Here is a 1,990-nt window from a genome sequence, read left to right on the forward strand (position 1 = left end):
GTACCGCATCGTTCCAYGCCCGCAATGCATAGGGTTAACCCTTGTTTATGTGGTGAAAACCCTAAGATGCGAAGCGTCAACAACGAAGAAAGGGAAACAAATGGAACTGCTGATCGTGACTTTGGTGCTGGCGACGCTGGCGATCGTGGGTCAACTGGGCGACGCCGTGAGTGGCCAGTACAACAGCAAGCGCGACTGAAGTCGCACTGAAACGGGCATGTGAACCGCGTGCCGCAACCGCTCAAGGGCTGCTTCTGCAGCCCTTTTGCTTTTCGGCGCCTATCCACCAATATGAAATCCATATAGCCGCTGGCAAAGATTCGATATTTCAGAACTAGCAGCCCCTCCTAAGCTTTCGGCCGTTCCTGCACCAGTCATGGCCCCATGAGAATCACCAAGCTGACGACCTACCGCCTCGCCCCGCGGTGGATGTTCCTGAAGATCGACACCGATGCCGGCATCAGCGGCTGGGGCGAGCCCGTCATCGAAGGCAAGGCGCGCAGCGTCGAAGCTGCCGTGCACGAGTTCGAGCCCTATCTGATCGGGCAAGACGCCTCCCGCATCAACGACCTCTGGCAGGTCATGTACCGCGGCGGTTTCTACCGCGGCGGCGCCATCCTGATGAGCGCCATCGCCGGCATCGACCAGGCGCTGTGGGACATCAAAGGCAAGGCCCTGGGCGCACCGGTGCACCAGCTGCTCGGCGGCTTGGTACGCGACAAGATGAAGGTGTATTCCTGGGTCGGCGGTGACCGGCCGGCCGATGTCATCCGCGACATCAAGCGGCTGCGCGAAGGGGGCTTCGACACCTTCAAGATGAACGGCTCCGAGGAGATGGGCCTCATCGACAGCGCCCGCAAGGTCGACGAAGCCGTGGCCCGCATCGCCGAGATCCGCGAAGCCTTTGGCCACGACATCGAGTTTGGCATCGACTTCCACGGCCGCATCGGCGCACCGATGGCCAAGGTCATGCTGAAGGCGCTGGAACCCTACCGGCCGCTGTTCGTCGAAGAGCCCGTGCTGGCCGAGCAGGACGAAACCTACGCCCGCTTGGCTGAGCACACCGCCATCCCGTTGGCGGCCGGCGAGCGCATGTATTCGCGTTTCGAGTTCAAGCGCGTCTTCCAGGCCGGCGGCCTGTCCATCGTGCAGCCCGACCTGTCGCACGCCGGCGGCATCACCGAGTGCCACAAGATCGCCGCCATGGCCGAGGCCTATGACGTGGCCTTCGCGCCGCATTGCCCGCTGGGGCCCATCGCGCTGGCGGCCTGCCTGCACGTCGATTTCGTCTCGCACAACGCCGTGCTGCAGGAGCAGAGCATGGGCATCCACTACAACCAGGGCGGCGAGCTGCTCGACTACGTGCTGAACAAGGAAGACTTCCACATCGAGAACGGCTACATGAAGCCGTTGACCAAACCGGGTCTCGGCGTGGTGGTGGACGAAGAGAAGGTCATCGAGGCCAGCAAGACGGCGCCCGACTGGCGCAACCCGCTGTGGCGCCACGCGGACGGGAGCGTCGCCGAATGGTGATGGACGGCGGCCGCCTCATCGCGCTGGACTGGGGCAGCACGCGGCTGCGTGCCTTCCTGCTGGGCGCCGACGGTACGGTGCTGGCGACGCGCCAATCCGAGCAGGGCGCCTCGACGCTGTCCGGCGCAGACGCTTTCGCCCAGGCGCTGGCCGCCGTGACCGATGGCTGGCCCGGGCTGCCGATGCTCGCCTGCGGCATGGTCGGCAGCCAGCATGGCTGGCGCGAAGCGCCCTATGCGCCCTGCCCGGCCGACGCCGCCGCGCTGGCTCGCCAGGCATTGCAGGTCGATGCCAGGTTCTGGATCGTGCCCGGCCTGATGCATGWCGGCGCCCAACCGGATGTCATGCGTGGCGAAGAGACCCAGATTGTTGGCGCCTTCGCCTTGCATCCCGAGCTGGCCGAACAGGCCTGCCTGGTGCTGCCAGGCACGCATTCGAAGTGGGCGCGCGTTGAGGC

General features: G+C 64.9%; 3 protein-coding genes. All 3 read left to right on the plus strand.

Annotated features, from left to right (window positions below):
• Positions 1–199, plus strand: a 199-nt coding sequence (locus AC1DU6_RS29100; protein ID WP_477861429.1) for a hypothetical protein, incomplete at its 5' end; no start/stop codon positions are given.
• A 185-nt stretch (positions 200–384) separates the two neighbouring features.
• Positions 385–1,533 (plus strand): galactonate dehydratase, encoded by a 1,149-nt coding sequence (gene dgoD / locus AC1DU6_RS29105; RefSeq protein WP_056202424.1) that lies wholly within the window; start codon positions 385–387, stop codon positions 1,531–1,533.
• Positions 1,527–1,990: 2-dehydro-3-deoxygalactonokinase (locus tag AC1DU6_RS29110; RefSeq protein ID WP_477861431.1), on the plus strand; the 464-nt coding region annotated here is incomplete at its 3' end. The genes dgoD and AC1DU6_RS29110, both read left to right, overlap by 7 nt.

The sequence above is a fragment of the Roseateles sp. P5_B10 genome, from assembly GCF_056400485.1.

Bases quoted from the DNA above. Each gene is read 5' to 3' on its own strand.
- dgoD (WP_056202424.1), top strand. From the start codon at position 385: ATGAGAATCACCAAGCTGACGACCTACCGCCTCGCCCCGCGGTGGATG.